The organism is Muriicola sp. E247, from assembly GCF_041358175.1.
Classification (GTDB): Bacteria; Bacteroidota; Bacteroidia; order Flavobacteriales; family Flavobacteriaceae; genus Muriicola.
Map to the genome: position 1 here is coordinate 75,298 of NZ_JBGKBE010000006.1, position 23,252 is coordinate 98,549.

A 23,252-nucleotide genomic window follows, 5' to 3' on the forward strand; every position below is an offset into this window, starting at 1 on the left:
ACACGGTTACACCTGCCGAATAATTGCTATTTTTACGCCCCATGAAAATCCGAATCTTACTTTTATGCCTGCTGTGCTTCTCCCTGGGCTATGCCCAACAGGAGGATTCCCCAGTCTACTGGAATATGGATGTAACGCCCTTTTACGGCTCTATCCTGTTGCACAATACAGACATATCTCATCTTATCAGAGAACATCCTTCGGGGGTTATTCTTGGCTTTAACAAGCAGACTTTCGGACATGAAGGGTGGGAGGCCCCTTTTAATTTTCCCGATACCGGCGTTTCAGTGGTGTATCAGGATATGAAGAACAGTACCCTTGGACATAATCTGGGCGTTTATCTGCATTATAATTTTTATCTTTTGAAGCGCAAGCTGCAATTCCGCATCGGGCAGGGAGTAGCGTATAATACCAACCCGTACAATAAAGTGGAGAATTTCAGGAATAATGCTTATGGCTCGCATCTAATGAGTTCTACTTTTCTGGTCTTTAACTATCACAAGCCACGTCTCTATAAAAACCTGGGTGTAAAGGCCGGAATTTCCCTGATCCATTATTCCAATGCCAACGTAAAAGCACCTAATACCTCCACCAATACTTTTGCTTTTAACGCAGGCCTGATCTACGACCTCAGGGGTGATCCAAATGAGGAGTTTATACGAAAAGAACAACCCGAAATAAGGGAGTCAGTTAAGATGAATTTGGTTCTCAGAAGTGGAATTAATGAAAGTGATGTAATTAATTCAGGACAATATCCCTTTTATATTTTCTCGGCATATGCCGATAAACGCCTTGGAAAGTTTAGCGCTATTCAGTTGGGATCGGACGTATTTTACTCTAATTTTCTGAAAGAATTGATCCGATTTCAGTCCACCTCCTTTCCTGAACTTGAGGTGGATCCTGCAACCGACTTTAAGAGAGTGGGGATTTTTGTGGGGCATGAGTTGTTTATAAATAAGCTCAGTGTTATCACCCAACTGGGATACTATGTGTATTATCCCTTCGACTTTGAAGGGCAGGTATACAATCGGGTAGGAGTCAAACGATATTTCGGAGATAAATGGTTTGCCGCCCTCAGCCTCAAATCACATGCCGCAAAGGCTGAAGCCGTAGAATTGGGAATAGGAATCAGGTTATGAAAAGAGTAAGAGCACTTAAATATACGGCCGTTTTTGCTGCCCTGTTTTTTTCTGGCTGCAACGGAGATAATGTCCCCGATTGTTTTCAGAATGCAGGGGATCTGGTACAGGAGGAGGTAACACTGCCCGGATTTGAAAAAATTACCGTTTTTGAAGGAGTTCAACTTGTGGTAAGATCAGGATCCCAACAGCAGGTGATCATAGAAACAGGGGAGTACCTGAGGGAAGAGGTCAGTGCCGTGGTGGAAGGTAATACCCTGATTTTACGAAATACCAATAATTGCAATCTCTTCCGGGAGTACGGGATAACTAAGGTTTTTGTAGCCTCCCCCAATATCAATGAAATCAGAAGTAGTACTGGTTGGCCGGTAAGAAGTGAGGGTACCCTGAATTTTCCCAACCTCACCCTGATCACAGAGAGCTTTAATAACCCTGAAACGGAAACTACAGACGGATCTTTTGACATGACTGTAGATGTACAGAATCTGCAACTAGTTGCCAATGGAATTGCCTATTTTAAATTAGCGGGGAATGCTGAGCGATTTAACACTACTATAGCAGCAGGGGACTCAAGGATTGAAGCCGAAGCCCTGCTGGCGGATGAAGTCATCGTCAACCACAGAGGGAGTAATGACATCCTGGTAAACCCTCAGCAAATTCTTAGGGGTGTGATTAGAGGAACGGGTGACGTGATCAGTTTTAACCGTCCGGACTCAGTTTCCGTGGAAGTGCTCTTCCGTGGGAAGTTGATTTACAACGACTAATAATGGGATTTTTTACCAACATTCTAAAAGTGTTTTCAAAACAGACGTCTGAAAAGGATTTGGAAGATAATTCAGCACCCTTTTACCTGCCTTTTAATACCTGGGTGGATGAATCTAAAGTACCGGGCTTGGCTGTTACCGTTCTGCACCGGGGGAAGAAGGTAATTCAAAAGGGTTTTGGATGGGCCGACATAGACCAACGAATTCCAGTAGACCCGGAAACCATATTTAGAATAGCCAGTGCTTCCAAACCCATCGCTTCCATGGCCCTGGCAAAAATGGTAATGGAGAGGAAGATAGATCTCGACAAGTCCTTTTACTCTTATGTCCCCTATTTTCCCAAAAAGGAATTCGACTTTAGTATACGGCAACTGGCGTCCCATACAGCCGGCATCAGAGGTTATAGAGGGAAGGAGTACGCCTTAAACAAACCGTATACCATCAAAGAGAGCCTGGAGTTATTTAAAAACGATCCCCTGCAATTCCGCCCGGGGACAGATTACCTCTACAACAGTTTTGACTGGGTGCTTATCTCACTCGCTATGGAAGAAGTCAGTGGGATACCTTTTTCGGTCTATGTGCAGAAGGAAATCCTGAATCCTCTTGGAATGACAAATACCCTGGTAGAGGTTCCCGAAGAGAAGCCCAAAGGAAAGGCCATTCCTTATACCCGAACACTCTCGGGATTCCGCCCGTCTATTCCTGTGGATAATCGCTATAAACTCGCAGGAGGCGGATACCTTTCCACATCCGAGGATCTTGCCAAACTGGGACAGGCGTATCTGGAAAACAGTCTGGTTTCCTCAGAGATCATGGCGGAATTTCTTACCCCACAAATGATTAATGGTAGTTCTACCTACTACGGCCTGGGAATGCAGGTAAGTATGGACAAAAACGGGCGTCCCTTTATAGGACATGTGGGCAATGGAGTAGGGGGATACAGTAACTTTTTTGTGTATCCCGAAGATGAGGTTGTGATATCCCTTTTGATTAATTGTACAGATCCAAAGGTCCAGCCTGTACTTGACGACATAGTTCTTCCTTCTGTCCTGGATCATCTTTCCTCAGTATATCTTATTTGATAGGCAGTTTTATTAGGTTCATTCTAATTCGTTACCTTTAATTCGATAAAGCAATATCAATTAATCAGTTTACAATTTTTAAAATTAACTCTCTAACTCTTTTTTAGTTATGAAAAGGCGCGATTTCCTAAAAAACACCGCGGTGGCCTCCTCCGTATCCCTGCTTCCTTCCGCCGTTTGGCCTGCTTCTCAGGACAAGGTTCTGCGAACTGCTCATATTGGGGTCGGTGGAATGGGGGCTGAAGACCTAAAGTCTATCACTTCGCATAAGCAAGTTAAAGTAGTTGCCCTGTGCGATGTGGATTCAAAAAACCTAGAATCTGCTCTGAAAATGCACCCCCAAGCAAAAGGATTTGCCGATTATCGCCTGCTCTTTTCCCAAATGGCCGATGAGATCGATGCCGTGATAGTTTCAACCCCCGATCATACCCACGCACCGGCTTCCATGCTGGCCATGCAACTCGATAAACCGGTCTATTGCCAGAAACCACTTGCGCACCACGTTTCTGAAGTGAGGGCAATGCGAAAACTGGCCGATGAAAAAAACCTGATTACCCAAATGGGAATACAGGTGCATTCCTTTTATGATTATAAACTGGCAACATTACTCATACAATCCGGGATCATAGGCAAAGTATCCTGTGTTCGGGCCTGGTCCCCTAAGAACTGGGGCTATGACGGTCCCATTCCCACAGGTTCAGATCCCGTACCTTCCCATTTGGACTGGAATCTTTGGTTGGGTACTTCGGCCTCAAGACCTTATAAGGACCAGGTATATCATCCGGCGAACTGGCGTAAGCTGGTCGACTTTGGTTGTGGGACGCTGGGCGATATGGGAGTGCATATATTTGACACTCCGTATAATGCCCTGGAACTTGATGTTCCTTTTACAGTAAAAAATCAATGCCGCAAACCAAATGGTTTCGGATATCCGGAAAAGAATTCCGTGACTTACGAGTTTCCGGGTACACCTTATACCACCGAGACACTAAAATGGGTTTGGTACGACGGGAAAGGGGCGCCCCATAGTCACAAGGACCTGAAACTGCCTAATAAGGACAAATTGCCTTTACAAGGTGCCATGTTTATTGGCGAAAAAGGAAAATTACTCCTACCTCACTTTATGGAATTACCCCGACACATTGTTGACGGGGAATACAAGGAGATCGATGTCTCCCCTTTTGTAAATTCCGGACAAATCGGTGAGCCTGTTCGTGATTATGCCGTGGAAGGAGATAAACATTACCACCAGTTTGTGGATGCATGTTTAGGTACAGATAGCTGTACCGCTCCCTTTTCCTATTCGGCGCGACTTACAGAGACGATATTGCTTGGGGTAATAGCCGGCAGGTTTCCAAATAAAAAACTCCATTGGGATAGCGAAAAAGCAAGTTTTAGGGAAGAGAAAGCAAATCGCTATCTATCAGGGGAATACCGTGATTTCTGATTGCGTAAATCCAAAAATATTTATATTTTAAAAAAGAATTAAAAAAGCAGTTCCATGCCGTTTAATACTATTTGGGAAGAGGATGGGATTAAATGGGAATTTTATGGCCATGTAACTTCAGAAGAAATTGAAGAAGCCAATGGCCTTTTCTTCAAAGATCCCAGATCTGAAACCGCCAAATATCAGATCGTGCATACGCTGCAGACCGAAAGTGTGGAATGGAAACCTGTTGAGATCGTTGATATCACTTTCCTGGATGTAGCTGCCAGTCAGTCGGGACTCCAACTTAAAATTGCCTATATCGCAGATAAGGAAAAGATCAGGAAAAAGATCGAGAAATATATTGAAATGTCTCGCCATTTAAATACCAACTGGCAGTTCAAGGGCTTCAAGAATGAGGAAAAAGCCAGAAAATGGTTGAATTCCCAGTGAGGAATTATTATAGATTAAAGCGATAGGTTGCTTTTAAAAGAAATGTATTATTTGCTTTCTGATTGAGCAGCTGGTCTTCAATGATAGACCCGAAACTGCTGTTGACATCGCCGCTTCCGGTGATTCCCTGAGACCATACCAGAAAGATTTCCGACCCCGGAATATACTCCCACCTCAAAACGAGATTTGAACGAAACTGCACAAAAGCAAAATCGGGATCGCTAAAACTGTAATCCACAGACCCGTTTCTATCTTCATCCACTTCGTAAACACCGTTGTTAAATTGAATCTGATCTTCCCCGAATAAATTAATTCGTTCCTCCAGGTTCGAAGCTATAGGATTTGCCACATAGTTAAAATCGGAGAAATCTGCTTTAAATATAAAAGGCTGCGCATAGTATTGCAGACTAAGGTCGGGGTTGAGGTTGTAATTAATTCTTAGGGTGGTACTGAGGGTTTCCTGATCGATAGCACCGAGAATATATCTGGGCTGCCCGTTAAAACTCTGTTCACCGACGTATTGGGTTCGACTTGGATTTTGAGAATATTCGGTATTCAGCGATATACTCATGGCGTTAATGGGTTGATATCTAAAACTCAACCGATAGCGGTAAAAAGAAAAATTATCCTGAGTGGCCTGAGAATTTACTGTCCCGGCGACAATACTTAATTTTTTTCTCTGGTCTGTTCCGACGAACAAATACCAGAAATTTTCTTCGTTATATCGCCATCGGGGTCCACCCCTCAGGAAGGTATTGACAAAAATCCGGGGCTTATGGGCGGCTCCGAAATCAAGAAAATAGTTGTTGGTGAAATTGACAAAACCGAATAATTCATATTGAATTCTATTGTAATTACCCTCAAAATCAAAAGCAGTAGACATTTCCCCTCCAAAACTGGCCTGCCTGAACCAGGATGTTGGCTTGTTAAATACCCTTCTCACATTGGCGTATTGTCTAAAATCATCAGCCTGTCGTAAAAATCCGATATCATTGAGTTCCAGCTCAGGGGATTTCCAAAATCCACCTAAGTTGTATCGCCAGTTTCCTCCCCCGCTTTTTCCTATCTCAATTCTACCCCCGGTTCCACTGAGAGAGGTCCTGGTGGTATCCACACTTACATGGCCGGCATCTGTTCGCTGGAACAGATGTGTAAGGGATTGCTGCGTCTGGGTTATCGCGTCCTCACTTCCTATTACTTTGCTAAAAGAAAAAACTCCTTCAACGTAATAGGTTCTGTTCTTCCAGTTATGTTTAAAGTCGAGCCCCCCACTGTAGGCCGACTTATGTAAAAAATCCAGATTTCCTTCCAGGTTTCGGTTGGTAGCTGTGAAAATCCCTCCTACGTACGAATTTCGATCATTAAAGTCTTTTTGCAATCTGCCGACGAGGTAGTTCGTCATCGGTTCAACAATCTCTCTTCGTTCGGTACCCAAAACCGGCAGGTCATTGATAACAGCAGGCCGGTTATCCAGCTTAATTTCTCCGTATTCCTTGGCGGTAACACTTTCCAACAAACCAATAGACCAGCCGTTTGCCGTTTTTCCGCTAAACTTGGCAGCGCCCAGAATGGTCGTAAAATTGGGAATATCTTCGTATTCTCCCAATTCAGAATTAAAGGTTGTATAGCCCTGAGGGGTTCTCCCTATCCGCCTTGAGAAGAATAAATTATCCGGACCTCCTCCCAGTCTGAAATCAAATACATTTTTATTCTCTACGAAAAAAGGTCTCCTTTCCTGGAAGAAGATTTCAAATCCGTCAAGCGCAATGGCTCCGGGATCGGCATCTACCTGCCCAAAATCGGGATTGATAGTGAGATCAAGTGTTAAATCGTTGGTGATTCCGATCTTAGCATCGAGTCCACCCGCAAACTTCGAATCGCTACCATCACGGAATGGATTTCCAGGTTCTGCCTCATAGGTGTCTAACTGACTTAGACTATAGGGTTGTATTTCCAGTTGTTTTTGCGGAACCAGTCCTATCAACCCATGCAATTCACCAAATTCACTTACCCAACCGGGTGGATTAGCATCCACTTCCTGCCATAAGGACCTTTCTTCATTGTTAAAATAGCGCCGGGTTGCCTGCAGGCCCCAAACCTGGTCCTGGGACTTGCTAAATCGCAACTGACTCAAAGGTATCCGGATTTCTGCAGTCCACCCGTCCTTGTTGATCTTTGTACTGAGATACCAGATGGGATTCCAGCTACTGTCAAAGTTGTCATTATTTGAAACAAACTCGTCACTTTTCACCCCGGAGGAGGAGGCGGTAAAAGAAAATGCCGTGCGGTCATCATTATAACTGTCAATATTTATTTCAACCCAGTCTCCGGGAAAGGTATCGCGCCGGCCCAGGCGCCGTTCAATTGTTGCCGGGTCCTCCTGAAAACACTTAAAAGCGACATAGAGGTTCTTGTCATCATACAGGATCTTCATCAGGGTCTGTTCTGTGGGAGGAGTACCCGTGTCAGGTCTAAACTCAATAAAATCACCTGACCATTCTACCAATTCCCAGGCTTTTTCATCGAGGTCTCCGTCAATTTTAGGGGCAGAAACATCCTTAATAGGTTTAGTAGTGTAAATTCTCTTTACAATGGTACTGTCTCTATCCTGGCCAAAAGTTGGAATAAGAATGCCAGCCACAAAACTGAGACACAGCAGCAGATTTCGCATGGGTTAGTTGTTGTGATTAAAAGACGGCCAAAAAATCCGATTGTTACAGAAAAATTTGATTTTTTTAAGGTATTGATTGTACATAAGGTAATAGATATTTCTCTGAAGGTGTTGTTTAGTTAGCAGACTCCATGATTAAACGCTTCCCAATAGACTAGTAAATATTCAGTACTTTTAATAACAAAATGCATTTTTAGTGACACTGCAGATTTACATCAGAACTGTACTCAATTGCATAAGGAAAGGGATTTTCCTAATGATATTATTAAGTCTCATTGGTCTCAAGGTTAATAAAGCTTATAGTCAGGATCAAAATTCGAGAACAGCAACTTACAAACTACAACAAACCTGGTTAAAAACGCTACAGAAACAACCAGGATCTGAATTGCCCTATACTGAGATCAGTGGCCTGATTGTTAATGAAACCCTGCATATAGGTAAGCCGTCCATCAAAGCAGCATGGAATGAACTTACTGGATCAGACCAAATAATAAAATATGATACACTGGCCTATTTTCAACTATATCCCGGACAATTATTTGTTCATGGGATATATACAACGGATAAAGGAACGGCCTTTCACAGTATTATTGGCTGGAAGAAAAGTGAAAGTTGGGTAAAGGTCTTTGAGGCGATCGCACCAAAATCGGGCGTAACAGAAAATAGTAAAACGGAAATCGGGCTATTGCGCTCTTCCTGGGAATTATATTCTAACCAGCACCGGCCAGAACTTATCGCAAAAAATGTTTTTGCCGGCGAAGGGCGTTATTTTTATAAAGGGGTAGAGTATGTTGGTATGCAAATTGCCGACGCCTATGGCTACATGAAAAACGATTCGTATAGCATTGACCTCACTCCACAGAAGATCATCCAGGTCAATAATCAGATTGTTTACGAAGTCGGTATGTACGATACCGGTGGCCAGGGACTTTATTTTCTGCTTTGGTTTAAGAAAGGGGAGGAATGGAAGTTGTGGCTCGACTTTAATTTCTAGGGTAAGAAATTATGGGTATAAAGTCACAATCGGGATATTCAGGTACCCCCCTTGTCCGAAAACTGGGAATTAAATCGGGATTTGTTATTAGGATTGTCCATCAACCATCTCCATATAAAGATTTCTTTCCCGATTTTCCAGATGATGTCGAATATGCCCAGGATGGGATTGTTTTAGTTGATTTTGTTCACTATTTCGCAACCGATGCCATGACTTTGGATAAGGAACTTCCGGGTTTAAGGGATCAACTAAAGCAAAAAGGGATGATATGGATCTCCTGGCCTAAAAAGGCTGCCAGGCGTAAAACCGGCCTTGATGGTAATATAGTTCGTAAAATTGGAATAAAGCATGGCCTGGTCGATATTAAAGTGTGTTCAGTAAATGAGGTCTGGTCAGCACTTAAATTTGTGATTCCTCTAAAGGACAGGAAATAAGTTTGATAAGAAAATAAATGAAGGCCTTTCTATATAAAAAATACGGTGCGCCCGATGTACTCAAACTCCAGGACGTCCCCAAACCCGCCCCCAAACCTAAGGAGATTCTGATAAAAGTGATGGCCACTTCGGTTAACAGGACAGACTGCGCAAATTTAAGGGCCAAACCAGCAATTATGCGCTTGTCCATGGGCCTGTTTAAACCAAGAAACCCAATTCTTGGAACGGAATTTTCAGGAGAAGTTGTTGAAACAGGTAATGAGGTCACAGCCTATAAGCCGGGGGACAGGGTCTTTGGCTTTGCTGATTCCGGACTGAGATCCTATGCTGAATACCTGCTCCTTCGGCCCTCTATGGCTTTTACCAAAGTACCACAGGGTATTAATATGAAACAAGCTGCAGGGTGCATTGAAGGTATGCATTACGCTTATAACATAATCAATAAGATTACTCTGAATCCCGGAGACCAGGTGCTCGTAAATGGTGCAACAGGAGGAATAGGTACAGCTACATTACAACTATTGCGGTATTTGGGGATGAAAATTACAGCTGTGTGCAATACAGATAACATTCAATTGGCCCGATCATTAGGGGCAATAGAGGTTATAGACTGGCAAAAGGAAGACTTTACACTATCGGAGAAAACATATCACGCCATATTAGACGTTTCAGGAAAAAGCACCTTCGGGAAATGCAAACACCTTCTTTTGCCTGGCGGTGCTTATATCTCGTCTGAGCTTGGACCCTGGAGTCAGAATCTGGGGTATTCCTTTTTGACTGTAATTTTCAAAAGTGTACCTTTTAACAAGGGTAGGAAAGTCAAATTCCCATATCCACCCAATATCATGAGGAGTATCAGGTTTTTGGTAAATTTGATAGAAGAAGGGCATTTTACGCCAGTTATTGACCGGATCTACCCCTTTGAACAAATTCCAGAGGCCTTCCACTATGTGGAAAAGGGACATAAAACAGGGAATGTGATAATCTCACTTACATGAAGATCAATACCCTTTTCTTGTTTCTCGCCCTTCTGGCAGAAATTCTCGGAACGATAGGAGGTTTTGGTTCCTCAGTATTTTTTGTTCCCCTTGGAAACTTCTATTTTGATTTTTACAGTGTTCTTGGGTTAACAGCTATCTTTCATCTCTCCAGTAACCTGAGTAAGATATTTCTATTTAAAAAAGGGCTTAACAGGTCTTTGATTCTTTATCTGGGAATCCCATCAGTATTATTTGTGGTGTTTGGCGGGATACTTTCTAATTTTTTAAAGACCTTCTTTCTTGAATTACTACTGGGAATTTTTCTGATAGGTCTTAGTTTACTTTTTCTGATCAAAAAAGAATTGATCATTGCCCCAACCAAAAAAAATTCAATTCTTGGAGGTGCTATCTCTGGTTTCTCTGCAGGCCTGCTGGGAACAGGTGGGGCGATCAGGGGCCTTACTATGGCAGCCTTCAATATGGAGAAAAGTGTTTTTATTGCTACCTCAGCCTTTATTGATTTTATGATAGATTTTACCAGAACCCTGGTCTATTACAAAAATGGATATATCCATAACCACGATCTCAAATACGTACCCTTTTTACTCCTAATAGGAATCCTGGGTACATATATAGGCAAAAGAATATTGGTGTATATTCCTCAAAGCAAGTTTAAACGACTATCACTGATACTGATCCTGCTCATAGGGATGATCACCTGTACCCGACTACTAACATGAAAACCTTAAATTAAATGAAGAGTAAAATTTAATGGCCCGATATTTGAAAAATTGAAAAAGCAATCAATAAACAGAATTACATGAATTTAAAATCGATAATAGGGATACCCTTTCTCTTATTTATGGGAATAGTATTTGCCCAGGAATCCAGGGAAATTGAAGTCAAAACCACAGTTAAAGATGTCACCGTTTTTATAGAAGGGGCGCAGATCACCAGAAAGAAAGCTGTTGATATCCCAGCCGGGACCAGTATTCTAAAGTTTACTGACCTTTCACCCTTTATCAATGGCAAAAGCCTTCAACTTAAAGCCGATGGCAATGTGACGGTACTCTCTGTCAATCAGCAACAGAACTTTCTGGAGAAATTGGAAAAAAGCAAAGAACTCCTAACCCTAGAAACCCAGCTGGAATCGGTGCGGAACAAGATCAAAAGGGAACGCACTTACCTGGATATCCTTACCGAGGAGATCGTTTTTCTTCAAGCCAACAAGAACATAGGTGGAAATCAGACCCTCACTGCAGCCACATTAAAGTCGGCTGCGGACTATTACGGTGCCCAACTTACGGCCATAAAACTAAAGGAACTGGACAGGAAAGCGATCTTAGACGATTTATACGTGCAAGAACGGGATCTGCAAAATCAGATGAATACACTGACCGGAAAGAAGGAATATGCCAACGGGGAGGTTCTTGTAAAAATGGAGGCAAAAAGGGCCACAAGGACCAATCTTGAATTAACTTATGTGGTTAACAATGCAGGCTGGTTCCCTTCTTATGATATACGATCTACCAATGTAAACCAACCTGTATCTCTGGTATACAAAGCCAATGTAAAGCAGGATACCAAAATCGACTGGAAGGATGTGAATCTCCGCCTTTCTTCTGCAAATCCGAATATTTCCGGTACTGCCCCGGAAATGCAAACCTATTTCCTGGATTATAATACCCGTCCTCCGGTGTATAATCTATCCGTAAATGAGGTGTCGGGAGTTGTCCGCGATAGGCAAAATCAACCTTTGCCGGGAGTAATGGTGATAGTGCAGGGAAGTTCGATTGGTACAACGACTGATTTTAATGGTTACTTTTCTCTGGCATTGCCATCAAATGCAAATAGTCTGGAGTTTTCATATTTAGGCTTTGAAAGAAAAACATTGCCCGTCAGCAGGTCTGTAATGAATGTCACTTTAGTAGAAGATGCACAAACCTTAGAGGAAGTAGTAGTGGTCGGGTACGGCGGGAAGGAAAAAAGAGCTATGCGAAATGAGATGGGTGCCGATGCCAGTATGGAACCCCAGATTAAATCAGTTCCCTTGCAGCAGGTAGAGAACCAGACTACGGTCGACTTTTTGATAGATCTGCCATATACGGTGAACTCGGATAATAAGATGTACACAGTAACCATGGCAGACTATGCGTTGCCGGCTACTTACCAGTACTTCAGCATCCCAAAAATCGAAAAAGAGGCCTACCTGATCAGTAGCATCAAGGATTGGGAGAAGTACAACCTGCTGGAAGGGGAAGCCAATATATTCTTCGAGAATACCTTTGTGGGCAAGACCGTACTCGATGTTCGTTACACTTCTGATACCCTCGACATTTCCCTTGGGAGGGATAGAAGTGTTTCGGTGAATCGGGAAAAGATCACTGATTTTAGCTCCAAGAAATTTGTGGGAACCAGAAAGGAAGAATCCAGGGCTTGGAAAATCACAGTTAAGAATAACAAATCACAGCCTATCAACATGCTGTTGCTAGATCAGGTGCCCGTTTCAGTCCGTGACGAGATCAAAGTGGAGGTCGATGAACTTTCAGGAGGCAAGCACAATGCCCAAACGGGGGAGATCAAATGGGAGCTCAGGCTGAATCCCAATGAGGAAAGGGTCTTTACTTTGAAATATGTAGTAAAATATCCCAGGAACAGGAATTTGGTCATTGAATAACTCTCTTAAGTAAGTACTATTCTAATGTAGACAGGGAAGATTAAACTCACTTCCCTAAGTATTTTAGTCCCCTGTCCGTCCTTTTTTTATATTTTAAGGGAAATTTCCATATATGAAATCAAGTTTTACACCTTGGTCTAAAGGAATATCCTTGTTGATTTATCGATCGTTCCTTTTCTTCCTGTTGGGGATGATTCTTTTGTCATCCTGTAAAACAGAGGAAAAGAAAATTAAAGTACCCGATAATAAGCCGGCGGGCACCATTGCCTTTAATACGAATCGGGACGGGAACAAAGAGATCTATCTGATGGATGTGAAAGGCAGTAATCTCAGGAATATTACTAATAATCCTGCCATGGAGTACGGCCCTTCCTGGTTCCCTGACGGAAGTAAGATTATCGCCTATTCCAACAGAGATGGAAATCCGGAACTCTACATTTTCGATCTGAAGAAGGACACAGCCCTGCGGTTAACTAACCACCCTTCTGAGGAGGTCCTTCCCGTTGTTTCTCCAGACGGATCGCAGATCGTATTTATGAGCAATCGAAACGAGAAGAGTCGTTCTGTCTATAAAATGAAGATAGACGGCAGCGATTTAACGGCACTTACAGACAATTCAGATTATGAAGAAAGTCCTTCCTGGTCTCCTGATGGAAAGCACATACTTTTTACACGTCAATTACGAGATTTAAATGATACTACCCATGCAGCAAACGGGGAGATCTTTAGGATGAAAGCAGATGGGAGTGAGGTAACTCGCATAACTGATAAACCGGGATACGATTCCGGGGCTGTATATTCTCCTGATGGAAATCAAATTGCCTTTTACGGCCCAGAAGGAGATAGTTTCGAAATTTTTGTGATGGATGCACACGGAAATGATATCAGGAATATTACCAAAGATACTCTCGACTGTTATTCGCCTTCCTGGTCACCGGATGGAAAGTGGATAGCCTATACCGCGGGAACGGGCAATAACTACGATATTTATATCATCAATATAGAAAACAATGAAAAAAGGCGATTGACCAACACAAGGATTAGAAATGAATCGCCGGCCTGGGCACCTGTATCATTGGAGGAATAATAGTACGATCTCGATTAAAACCAGAATACGAAGAATTTGCTATCGATCTACTCTTATACCACAAACTAATACCCCAGAAGTTGCTATGAGTTTTCTTTGGGTAGGCTTATTAAGCCTTGTAATCGGTTCAGGTAGAATTGGTCCAGATTATTTTGTAGTGAATAAAATGAAATTAAATAGCCAATAGTGATTTACGATATACTAAATTCTACACTCAATAGAATCAAAAACTACAACTCCTAATGACTGACATTCAAATCGCACAAAGTGTTGAAGAAAAACACATCAGAGATATTGCAGCTTTGTTAAACATCCCGGAAGATAAACTGGAATATTACGGTTCTAACAAAGCTAAATTGCCACTGCATCTTATAAAAGAAGATGCTGTGGATAAGGGAAACCTGATCCTGGTTACGGCCATTACCCCAACTCCTGCAGGAGAAGGAAAGACCACAACTTCCATTGGTCTGGGAGATGCACTTAATTTCAGGAAGAAGAAAGCCGTTATTGTGCTACGTGAACCCAGTCTTGGTCCGGTTTTTGGTATCAAAGGAGGCGCAGCCGGAGGAGGATGGAGTCAGGTGATACCCATGGTGGATATCAACCTTCATTTTACCGGGGATTTCCATGCCATTGAAAAGGCAAATAATTTACTCGCAGCACTTATCGACAATAATATTCAGAGCAAGTCGCGCAATCTGGGTATAGATCCCAGAACTGTACTCTGGAAACGCTGTATGGACATGAATGACAGGGGACTGCGCAATATTATTGCTGCCCTGGGGGGGAAAGCCGGTGGGATACCCCGGGAAACAGGATTTAACATCACAGCCGCTTCGGAGATTATGGCCATCCTATGTCTTAGCAGGAGCCTGGAAGATCTGCGGGAGAAATGCGCTAATATCTATATCGGGAATACCTGGGTAGGAAAGCCTGTTTATGCAAGAGACCTCAACGCACAGGGAGCAATGGCGGTATTATTAAAGGATGCGATAAAACCAAATCTCGTTCAGACCCTGGAGGGAAATCCGGCCATTATTCATGGGGGTCCTTTTGCTAATATAGCCCAGGGAACCAATTCTATTCTGGCTACAAAAATGGGACTGAGTTTAGGGGATTATGTTGTCACTGAAGCCGGATTTGGTGCCGACCTGGGAGCGGAAAAATTTCTCAATATTAAATGTAGGCAGGCAGAGCTGTCACCCAGGGCAGTGGTGCTTGTAGCAACAATACGGGCTTTAAAATACCACGGCGGTATGCCCCTCGACAAGGTAACACAGGAAGATGTTAATGCGCTGACGGCAGGAATGCCCAATCTTGAACGACATATAAAGAGTTTGCAGAGCTTTGGAATTCCGATAGTTGTTTCTATCAATGCATTTAATAGTGATACTGAGGCAGAGAAAAAAACACTCCTTGAGCATTGTCGAAAACTCGGGGTTCCCGCAGCGCTTAGCTATGGCTGGGCCGAAGGAGGAAAAGGCTGTGTGGATCTGGCTGATCTGGTTGTTGATGCGGCAGAAAGCTGTAAAACCAAGTTTATCCCCACCTACAGCCTGAACGATTCTATTCGTGAAAAAATGGAGAAAATTTGCAGTACCATTTATGGGGCAAAAAATGTTATCCTGACAAACAAGGCCAAGGCACAAATGAAGCGCTATGAGAATATGGGGTATGGAACACTCCCGGTATGTATCGCCAAGACACAGAAAAGCCTGAGCGATGACGAGAAGAAACTGGGGAGGCCTGAAAATTTCAACATAAATATTCGTGAGTTTGAAATAGCAACCGGAGCAGGATTTATTATTCCCATTGCGGGAAATATCCTCAGAATGCCGGGCTTACCTGCTACGCCCTCTGCTGAATATATTTCTATTGATACTAACGAGACCATCACCGGTCTTTTCTAATTCTTTTAAAAAATGAATACACGATTCCTCTTATTTTCCTTGCTTTTCCTCACAAGCTCTATTCTTTTGGCACAGGCTGAGGAAGAAATTGAAATTAAAACTGAAACAGGAATGCTTAAGGGTACCTTGTTAGTACCCGAGGGCCAGGGTGAATTTCCTGTAGTACTTATTATCGCGGGTTCGGGACCTACAGATCGTAATGGCAATAACGCCATGATGACCAATAATTCTCTTAAAATGCTGGCCGAGGGTTTTTTGGAAAACGGAATTGCGAGCTTGCGTTTTGACAAGAGAGGGGTAGGAGCAAGTGCGGGGGCTATGACTGCGGAAGAGGATCTCAGGTTCGAAACGTATATTGAGGATGCTCAGGCCTGGAGTACCCAACTCAAAGCTGACCCCAGGTTTGATGAACTGATTATTATGGGGCATAGTGAAGGATCACTTCTCGGAATGATCGCCGCGAATAGCGCTAAGGCCGATAAATTTATCTCTGTTGCCGGTGTCGGAAGACCTGCTGCCGATATTCTCAGGGAACAATTAAGTCCGCAACCACCTGCCGTGACTGCCATGACCGATCCTATAATAACTACACTGGAGCAAGGCCAAACCGTAGACAGTATCAATCCCATGCTGAATTCACTTTTCAGGCCAAGCGTACAACCTTATCTGATCTCCTGGTTTAAGTATAATCCGACAGAAGAGATTGCAAAACTCAATTGCCCTGTCCTTGTTCTGCAGGGAACCACTGACATTCAGGTAAAAGTTAAGGACGCCGAAATGCTGGTCAATGCAAACCCAGAAGCAGAGAAGGTCATTTTAGAAGGAATGAATCACGTTTTAAAGGAGGCACCTATAGATCGGATGGAAAATATTGAGTCGTATAATAATCCCTCCCTGCCTCTTATGGATGGACTAATTCCGGCCATTGTGTCCTTTATTAATATGAAGTAATCGCTGTAAAAAGATCATTTCCAGGATTGAGCAACTGAGGAATGAGGTATAAACTTTGTTGCTTTTTCATCAATTCATTACAAAACACACTAATGACCAGATCAGCATATTGTAATTCGTCCTCTGTCTTTGAGTATTTCAGGGTTTTACCAATTCTGATGTTTTTTATTATTTCAGGGATATTCCTGTCCTGTAAGTCCAGTCCGTCTGAACAAGTGCTTCTAGAGGGGCTGCAGGAACCTGTTGAAATTGTCCGGGATCAATGGGGAATCAACCACATCTATGCAAATAACGAACACGACCTGTTTTTTGCACAGGGCTATGCCGCGGCCAAAGACCGACTCTTTCAGTTTGAGATCTGGCGCAGGCAGGCAACGGGGACCGTAGCAGAAATACTGGGAGAACGTGAGCTAAAGAGGGATATTGGTACCCGACTCTTTAAATACCGTGGGGATTTAACACGGGAATTCAATCATTACCACGATCGGGGTCAAGAGATTATCACAGCTTATACGGATGGAGTTAATGCCTATATAGAAGAGGCCCTGGATAATCCTGACTCCCTCCCGATAGAGTTTAAGATGCTCAACATTCTTCCCGAAAAATGGACCCCTGAGGTGGTTATATCGAGACATCAGGGGCTACTGGGAAACATTGGAGCTGAACTCGAAATAGGTATGGCTGTTGACAAAATTGGGGTGAATGCGGTTAAAGATTTGTACTGGTTTCATCCGAAAGATCCAATTTTGGAAATGGACCCTGCTATAAATACTTCCCTTCTCAGTGAGGAAATTCTGGATCTGTACTTTGCCTACCGGCGACCTGTCCGGTTCTTACCGGAAGATATTGATCCTGCTTACAGGAGGTCTGTTGCTACGGCCTTTTTTGAAGATGAACAAGTTGATGTTTATGATTCCTTATCAATTGGAAGTAATAACTGGGTTTTAAGTGAATCAATGACTACTGATGGACATACGTTGATGGCCAACGATCCCCACCGAACTATAGCAGTGCCTTCCCTTAGGTATATGACACATCTGGTGGCCCCCGGCTGGAACGTAATCGGGGGTGGGGAACCGGAAATTCCGGGTATTTCCATAGGTCACAATGAGTTCGGAGCCTGGGGCCTTACAGTATTCAGGACGGATGGGGAGGATCTTTACGTTTATGACCTCAACCCGGAAAACCTAAATGAGTACAGGTATCAGGGAAAATGGGAAACCATGGAGACGATTTCAGAATCGATCCCTGTAAAAGGGAGACAGGCGGAAGAAGTGCGTTTGAATTATACACGCCACGGACCTGTGGCCTTTGTAGACAGTCTTAACAATAAAGCCTATGCCGTGAGATGTGCCTGGTTGGAACCGGGGGGCTCGCCCTATTTGGCATCCCTACGTATGGATCAGGCGAAGACCTGGGAAGAATTCCGGGAAGCCTGCAATTACAGCAATATTCCCGGGGAAAATATGATCTGGGCTGATACGGAAGGAAATATTGGCTGGCAGGCCGTGGGAATTGCACCTGTACGCAGGAATTTCAGTGGCCTGGTTCCTGTGCCCGGAGACGGGAGATACGAATGGGATGGGTATCTGCCCATCATTGAAAAACCTCATGAGGTCAATCCGGAACGGGGATATATCGCCACAGCAAACCAGAATGTAACTCCCGACGATTATGAACATTGGGACGCCATCGGCTATTCATGGTCTGATCCCTATCGGGGCGATCGTATTGAGAAAGTTCTGAGTTCAGGGAAGAAATTTACAATGCAGGAGATGCAGGCACTTCAGGTGGACTATGTTTCATTACCAGCCAGGATGCTTGTCCCACTTTTGTCTGGCCTGGAGTTAGAAGGAAAATCAGCAGAAGCAAAACAGCGATTGGAAAAATGGGATTACCAGCTTTTGCCAGGGAGCGTGGAAGCCGGAATATATGTTGCCTTTGAAAAAGAACTGAAACGAATGGCAGAAGAGCGGTTCATTCCATCAAAAGCAAAAGGAGTGATTGAAGACCTGCAAATGAAAAGAGTTATAGACTGGATGCTAAATCCTGATCAAAAGTTTGGCCTTCGGGCTAAAGAGGCCAGAGATGAATTCCTTGCAAAGGCATTCTCATCGGGGATTGAACTTTTGCAAAAAGATCTGGGAGATAAAATTGAGGATTGGAAATACGGACAGGCGAAATATAAACATACCTTTATGACACATCCTCTGGCCAAAGCGGTAAATCAGTCCTGGGCAGATTCCCTCAACCTGGGGCCGCTTCCCCGTGGAGGGAATGGGTATACCCCCGGATCTACAGGAAACAATAACAGGCAGAGCAGTGGTGCCTCATTCAGAATGATCGTTAGTACAGGGGACTGGGACGAAGCTGTGGGTACCAATAGCCCAGGTCAGTCCGGGGATCCAAAAAGCGCCTTCTACGACAACCTTTTTGAGCCATGGGCAAAGGATAAGTATTTTCCGGTCTATTTTTCGCGTAAAAAGATCGATTCTGTAGCAGCGGAAAAGGTCACATATATCCCTGAATAGGGAAGAATTTCATGCTCCGGTAAGTTCCGTAAAAAGACTTTCAAGGTTTTTGTTTTTCCGGCTCAACTGAAGCGTTTTTAGCTTGTTGTCATGTGCAAAGTCGAATACTACCGCTCTCATGTCCTTTTCATGACTAAAGGTGATCTCATATACAAAACCAACTGTGTTTTTAACATGGGTAACATGTGGAAGTTTCATCAAAAAGGCTTCTTCAACCCTGTAGTCAAATTCAACTTCAATGATCTGCTCGGTTCCTTCCCTGAGGGCAGACAATTTCTGATCGGCAACAAGTTCCCCTTTGTTAATAATCAAAACCCGGTCACAAACTGCCTCCACTTCTTTCATGATATGGGTGGATAGGAATATAGTTCTGTCATTTCCAATTTCCCGTATAAGTTTTCGGATTTCGAGAAGTTGGTTGGGATCTAAACCGGTAGTAGGCTCATCGAGAATAAGAACCTCAGGTTGATGGACCAGGGCCGCCGCAAGTCCTACCCTCTGCCTGTACCCTTTGGAAAGCTGTCCGATCTTCTTATGGGCCTCTTTGTCAAGACCTACCTGGGTAATGACCTCCTCGACCGAATTCCTGGAAACCGAGTGCAGCTCAGCTATAAAATAAAGATATTCCCTTACGTACATTTCAAGGTAGAGCGGGTTGTTTTCTGGTAAATACCCAATGCTTTTCTGTACTTGTTTCGCCTCCGAGACCACATGATATCCGTTTACCCGTGCTTCTCCCTCATCGGCATTGAGATAGGTTGTGAGAATTTTCATCAATGTCGACTTGCCAGCACCGTTTGGGCCAAGAAAACCCACGATCTCGCCTTTCTCAATACTGAAAGAAACATTTTTTAGAGCAGCCTGCCCTTTATATGATTTACTCAGGTTTTCGACTACGATAGACATATCTTACTCTTTGGTATTGTAAAAGTAAAGAATGTGTCCTAAAATTGAATAGTATCTGATGGCCTAATTACTCCCCGATAGCCTTCTTAAAACTCGAATGAACATTTCCTCTCTGGATTCCATAATTAAAGAATCCTCAGAATATGTCATAGTTTGAAAAATTATTCGCAGTTTTCCTCTAAATATTGCAGACATCAAAAAAAATAATGGACAAAGGATCTATTTTTCATTTTAATAATTACCTTAGCCTCAGTTTTATAAGAAAATGACGCATAACAATTTCTGGAATGGTTTCTATTTTTACTTCTTTTATCAAAGGGGCAAGGGACTATTGTAGATAAGTGTTAAACCATATAAAAGCAAGTCCCGTTAAAGTCGGGGCTTTTTTTTTGAATAAAAAGGTGAGAAAACGAATTGCAATTCAGGGGATCAAGGGTTCTAACCACTACCAGGTGGCGAGGGAATATTTCGGCGACCAAATTGAATTGGTGGAATGTCTCTCCTTCCATGGATTGGTAGATCAGCTTTTGGAAGGAAAGGCGGATAAAGGGGTTATGGCTATTGAGAATTCCATAGCGGGATCAATAATTCCTAATTACGCCCTGGTTTATGAAAATAAACTACATATAATTGGGGAACATTACCTGAACATTCATCACCATCTGATGGGGCTTAAAGGGCAGTCACTTGCCGATATACGCGAAGTGCGCTCACATCCTATGGCCCTGCTGCAATGCAGGGAATACCTTAAAACCCAACCCCATATTAAAATGGTGGAAGATGTGGATACAGCCGAAACGGCCCTTCGGATCCAGGAGAACCAATTGTTAGGGATAGCGGCAATTGCCCCCAGGGTAGCGGCTGAACTTTATGATCTCGAGATTATTGCTCCGGAGATTCAGACCATTAAAAACAATGCTACACGATTCATTGTCGTAAAAACAGTAAATAAGGAATTACCAAGGGAAGAGATCAACAAAGCATCCTTGCGATTTATAACAGACCACAAAAGGGGTAGCCTGGCAACAGTACTCAATGTAATGAGTGATTGTAATTTAAATCTGACCAAAATTCAGAGTTTACCCATCATTGAAACGCCCTGGAAGTATGCTTTTTTTGTCGATGTTACCTTTGAAGACTACAAGCAATTTGCAAAGGCCAAATCGCTGCTGCAGATCATGTCGGAAGATTTTAAAGTGTTGGGAGAATATAAAAATGTAAGGGTATGATAGCTACGGCAGACAGACTCAAAACGATAGAAGAATACTACTTCTCCAGGAAATTAAAGGAAGTACGAAAATTGATGGCCGATGGAAGACCGGTCATTAATATGGGTATTGGCAGTCCCGACCTGTCTCCTTCCCCTGAAGTACTCCGAACATTAACAGAAGCAATTTCTGAAAATGGGGCACATCAATATCAGAGCTACCAGGGCTTAACTGAGCTAAGACAGGCTATAGCCGATTTCTACTTGGAGAAATTCAATGTAACAGCCGATCCAGGTACAGATATCCTTCCATTAATGGGGTCCAAGGAAGGGATTATGCATATTAGTATGGCATTCCTCAATCCCGGTGATGAGGTGCTGATTCCCGATCCCGGATATCCAACATACATGGCTGTGACCCGCCTGGTAGGTGCCACGCCCGTGACTTATGACCTGAAGGAAGACCAGAATTGGTTTCCCGATCTGGAACAACTTGCCAGGCAAGACTTAAGTAAAGTAAAGCTAATGTGGGTAAGTTACCCACATATGCCAACAGGGGCAGTCGCATCGGAAAAACAATGGAAGGCACTGGTCGATTTTGCCAGAGAGAAACAGATTCTGCTGGTCAATGACAATCCGTACAGCTTTGTGTTGGGGACGAACCCCAAAAGCATTCTTCAAATAGAAGGAGCCACAGAGGTCGCTTTAGAGTTGAACTCCCTGAGTAAAACCTTTAATATGGCAGGATGGCGAGTAGGAATGGTACTGGGGAAGGCAGATCATATCAATGCCATATTAAAAGTGAAGAGTAATATGGATTCCGGGATGTTTTACGGGATTCAGAAAGGAGCAATTGCCGCATTGAAAAGCGGGAAAAACTGGTTTGAAAAACTCGACAAGATTTATGAAGCCAGGAGACAGCACATGTTTGAACTGGCGACACTTTTAAACTGTACTTACGATCCCAGGGCAGTAGGCATGTTCGTCTGGGCAAAACTACCTCCCGGGGCTCCACCAGCTGAGGAATTTATAGACCAAATTCTATACGAAAAAGATATTTTTATTGCCCCCGGGACCATTTTTGGGAGCAATGGCGAAGGTTATATCCGATTTTCCCTATGCGTTAAAACGGAAAAGATCGAAGAGGCTATAACACGATTTAAAAATCAGAAATGAAAATAGGAATCATAGGTATTGGTTTGATTGGTGGCTCTATGTCTAAAGACTTGAAAAGGGCATTACCCGATGCAGAAGTCTTCGGCCTGGATCATAAGCCAGAGCATCTGGAGACTGCATTGAAACTCAACATTATTGATAAGATCGGAGAGGAATCTATGCTGGCGGATGCTGATCTGATTTTTCTTGCGATCCCGGTTGATGCAGCTGTAAAAATCCTTCCCGATCTCCTCAACAAGATAAAGGATGATGCGCTTATCATCGATGCGGGTTCAACTAAATCCCTGATTTGCTCTTCCGTTTCACAACATCAGAAAAGAAGAAATTTCCTTGCTTGTCATCCTATAGCAGGTACGGAGTTCTCAGGTCCTGAAGCTGCTATTGAAGGTCTTTATCAGGGGAAGACAAACATTATTTGTGAAGTAGAAAAGACGGCGTTCAAACTACAGGAGAAAGCCCTTGATCTTTTTTCCAGAATTGGGATGAGGATCAGGTATATGAACCCGGAAGCCCACGATAAACATATAGCTTACGTATCCCACCTATCCCACATCAGTTCCTTTATGTTGGGTAAAACCGTAATAGAGAAGGAGAAGAATGAACGCGATATCTTTGATATGGCCGGGAGTGGTTTTGAAAGCACGGTGAGATTAGCAAAAAGCTCCCCTGACATGTGGACTCCCATATTTGAGCAGAATAAGGTAAATGTGATTGAAACTCTGGAGGAATACATACAGAACCTGGAGGCATTCAAGGAAAAATTACTAGACAATGATATGGAAGGGATATATAAAGAAATGGAGAATACCAATAAAATAAAAGAGATTTTAAAAGGAATACCACTGAATAAAATACAAGGATAAT

Annotated in this window: 19 protein-coding genes; 17 read left to right on the forward strand and 2 right to left on the reverse strand. The window is 43.2% G+C overall.

Translation table 11 applies throughout. The features are described 5' to 3' along the window. The first annotated feature begins 41 nt into the window (after positions 1 to 41). From ACA086_RS10095 to ACA086_RS10115, 5 genes are all read left to right on the forward strand, one after another. Positions 42 to 1,139, forward strand: coding sequence for an acyloxyacyl hydrolase (locus tag ACA086_RS10095; RefSeq protein WP_371003181.1), 1,098 nt, complete (start codon positions 42 to 44; stop codon positions 1,137 to 1,139). Further along, a complete protein-coding gene (locus tag ACA086_RS10100) occupies positions 1,136 to 1,903 on the forward strand; it encodes a head GIN domain-containing protein (RefSeq protein WP_371003182.1) in 768 nt (255 codons plus the stop codon). Before ACA086_RS10095 ends, ACA086_RS10100 begins: the two co-directional genes overlap by 4 nt. A gap of 2 nt (positions 1,904 to 1,905) precedes the next feature. Beyond that, positions 1,906 to 2,985, forward strand: a complete 1,080-nt coding sequence (locus ACA086_RS10105; RefSeq protein WP_371003183.1) for a serine hydrolase domain-containing protein — start codon at positions 1,906 to 1,908, stop codon at positions 2,983 to 2,985. Positions 2,986 to 3,094: 109 nt separating this feature from the next. Beyond that, entirely contained in the window at positions 3,095 to 4,432 is a 1,338-nt protein-coding gene (locus tag ACA086_RS10110; protein WP_371003184.1) for a Gfo/Idh/MocA family protein, read from the forward strand. A gap of 54 nt (positions 4,433 to 4,486) precedes the next feature. Beyond that, positions 4,487 to 4,864, forward strand: coding sequence for a hypothetical protein (locus tag ACA086_RS10115; protein ID WP_371003185.1), 378 nt, complete (start codon positions 4,487 to 4,489; stop codon positions 4,862 to 4,864). Between the two features lie 7 nt (positions 4,865 to 4,871). On the opposite strand, the gene ACA086_RS10120 is transcribed toward ACA086_RS10115, so the two are convergent. Continuing rightward, on the reverse strand, positions 4,872 to 7,535 hold the full coding sequence (locus tag ACA086_RS10120) for a DUF5916 domain-containing protein (RefSeq protein WP_371003186.1): 2,664 nt from the start codon (positions 7,533 to 7,535) through the stop codon (positions 4,872 to 4,874). A gap of 256 nt (positions 7,536 to 7,791) precedes the next feature. Between ACA086_RS10120 and ACA086_RS10125 the strand changes: the two genes are divergently transcribed. The 9 genes from ACA086_RS10125 to ACA086_RS10165 all read left to right on the forward strand — a co-directional run bounded on the left by ACA086_RS10125 (position 7,792) and on the right by ACA086_RS10165 (position 19,099). Beyond that, complete coding sequence (locus tag ACA086_RS10125; protein ID WP_371003187.1) at positions 7,792 to 8,529, forward strand: hypothetical protein; 738 nt, start codon at positions 7,792 to 7,794, stop codon at positions 8,527 to 8,529. An 11-nt stretch (positions 8,530 to 8,540) separates the two neighbouring features. Continuing rightward, positions 8,541 to 8,963, forward strand: a complete 423-nt coding sequence (locus ACA086_RS10130; RefSeq protein WP_371003188.1) for a DUF3052 domain-containing protein — start codon at positions 8,541 to 8,543, stop codon at positions 8,961 to 8,963. Positions 8,964 to 8,980: 17 nt separating this feature from the next. Continuing rightward, positions 8,981 to 9,961 (forward strand): NAD(P)-dependent alcohol dehydrogenase, encoded by a 981-nt coding sequence (locus ACA086_RS10135; RefSeq protein ID WP_371003189.1) that lies wholly within the window; start codon positions 8,981 to 8,983, stop codon positions 9,959 to 9,961. Continuing rightward, the gene (locus ACA086_RS10140; RefSeq protein WP_371003190.1) at positions 9,958 to 10,683 is read left to right on the forward strand and encodes a sulfite exporter TauE/SafE family protein; all 726 of its coding nucleotides are present in this window, start codon (positions 9,958 to 9,960) and stop codon (positions 10,681 to 10,683) included. Before ACA086_RS10135 ends, ACA086_RS10140 begins: the two co-directional genes overlap by 4 nt. Positions 10,684 to 10,763: 80 nt before the next feature. Next, complete coding sequence (locus ACA086_RS10145; protein ID WP_371003191.1) at positions 10,764 to 12,620, forward strand: mucoidy inhibitor MuiA family protein; 1,857 nt, start codon at positions 10,764 to 10,766, stop codon at positions 12,618 to 12,620. Positions 12,621 to 12,732: 112 nt separating this feature from the next. After that, a complete protein-coding gene (locus ACA086_RS10150; RefSeq protein WP_371003192.1) occupies positions 12,733 to 13,707 on the forward strand; it encodes a DPP IV N-terminal domain-containing protein in 975 nt (324 codons plus the stop codon). 242 nt (positions 13,708 to 13,949) lie between these two features. Beyond that, a complete protein-coding gene (locus ACA086_RS10155; RefSeq protein WP_371003194.1) occupies positions 13,950 to 15,617 on the forward strand; it encodes a formate--tetrahydrofolate ligase in 1,668 nt (555 codons plus the stop codon). A 12-nt stretch (positions 15,618 to 15,629) separates the two neighbouring features. After that, positions 15,630 to 16,568, forward strand: a complete 939-nt coding sequence (locus tag ACA086_RS10160) for an alpha/beta hydrolase (RefSeq protein WP_371003195.1) — start codon at positions 15,630 to 15,632, stop codon at positions 16,566 to 16,568. A gap of 92 nt (positions 16,569 to 16,660) precedes the next feature. After that, positions 16,661 to 19,099, forward strand: a complete 2,439-nt coding sequence (locus ACA086_RS10165) for a penicillin acylase family protein (protein WP_371003196.1) — start codon at positions 16,661 to 16,663, stop codon at positions 19,097 to 19,099. Between the two features lie 9 nt (positions 19,100 to 19,108). Here the strand turns inward: ACA086_RS10165 and gldA are convergent, their stop codons facing one another. Next, complete coding sequence (gene gldA / locus ACA086_RS10170; protein WP_371003197.1) at positions 19,109 to 20,005, reverse strand: gliding motility-associated ABC transporter ATP-binding subunit GldA; 897 nt, start codon at positions 20,003 to 20,005, stop codon at positions 19,109 to 19,111. A 401-nt stretch (positions 20,006 to 20,406) separates the two neighbouring features. Here gldA and ACA086_RS10175 point away from each other — a divergent pair, with 401 nt between their 5' ends. Genes ACA086_RS10175 through ACA086_RS10185 form a run of 3 tightly spaced genes read left to right on the forward strand, consistent with a single transcriptional unit; the run spans position 20,407 to position 23,251 of the window. After that, entirely contained in the window at positions 20,407 to 21,234 is an 828-nt protein-coding gene (locus tag ACA086_RS10175; RefSeq protein ID WP_371003198.1) for a prephenate dehydratase, read from the forward strand. Then, a complete protein-coding gene (locus ACA086_RS10180; RefSeq protein WP_371003199.1) occupies positions 21,231 to 22,388 on the forward strand; it encodes a pyridoxal phosphate-dependent aminotransferase in 1,158 nt (385 codons plus the stop codon). The genes ACA086_RS10175 and ACA086_RS10180 overlap by 4 nt, the downstream gene beginning before the upstream one ends. Further along, on the forward strand, positions 22,385 to 23,251 hold the full coding sequence (locus ACA086_RS10185) for a prephenate dehydrogenase (RefSeq protein ID WP_371003200.1): 867 nt from the start codon (positions 22,385 to 22,387) through the stop codon (positions 23,249 to 23,251). The genes ACA086_RS10180 and ACA086_RS10185 overlap by 4 nt, the downstream gene beginning before the upstream one ends. Position 23,252 lies beyond the last annotated feature (1 nt).